This window comes from Bacillus sp. LR--39, from assembly GCF_053613335.1.
Genome location: NZ_JBSIOT010000649.1, coordinates 1 through 817 on the forward strand (window position 1 = coordinate 1; position 817 = coordinate 817).

At 53.7% G+C, this 817-nt stretch carries 1 protein-coding gene; it reads right to left on the reverse strand.

Annotated features, from left to right (window positions below; genetic code table 11):
- A partial coding sequence (locus ACWHAR_RS25580) for an amino acid adenylation domain-containing protein (RefSeq protein ID WP_452088246.1) occupies window positions 1-817 on the reverse strand: 817 nt, incomplete at both ends.

An 817-nucleotide genomic window follows, 5' to 3' on the forward strand; every position in this document is an offset into this window, starting at 1 on the left:
TGGCAGGGCGTTTCGGTCGAGCTTTCCGCTTGGCGTAACCGGCCACTGTTTCATTTCTATCATATAGGCTGGGACCATGTAGCCCGGCAACAGTCTCTCAAGCTGTGCCCGCACTTCGTTTCTTTGGAGCCCTTCTACATAAGCGCATAATTCCGGCTCACCGCTGTCTGTCCGTACGGTAACGGCCGCCTCTCTTACACCTTCTATGCTTCTTAGTGCCGCTTCAATTTCTCCCGGCTCAATCCGGTAGCCGCGGATTTTCACCTGATCATCCGTGCGCCCGAGGAATTCAATATTCCCGTCAGGGAGCCAGCGCGCAACATCCCCGGTTTTGTACATGCGTTCCCCCGGGTAAAACGGGTCTTCTAGAAAACGCTCCTCCGTTAATGCCGGCCGATTCAAATAACCTCTGGCAACACCCGCTCCGGCAATGTACAGTTCGCCAGCGACACCGGAAGGCTGTACGGCTAAATACGGATCTAAAACATACAAACGCGCACCAGGTACGGGCTTCCCAATCGGAATCCGCAAACGATCCCTGTCCCGTTCTGGATCTAACACGTAAAATGCCGCGTCTACCGTTGCTTCTGTCGGCCCGTAGCCATGGATTAATGATACCTGCGGCAATACAGAAGCAAAACGGGCTGCCGTACGCGGCGCAAGCGGTTCACCTCCGGCGAATACACGTTTCAGGCTTGTGCTGTCACGCAACCTTTCGATTTCCGCTTGATCGAGAAAGCTGTTCAGCATAGCCGGAATAAAATGAGCCGTTGTCACGTTTTCCTGATGAATGGCTTTTACGATCAATGCCGGATCT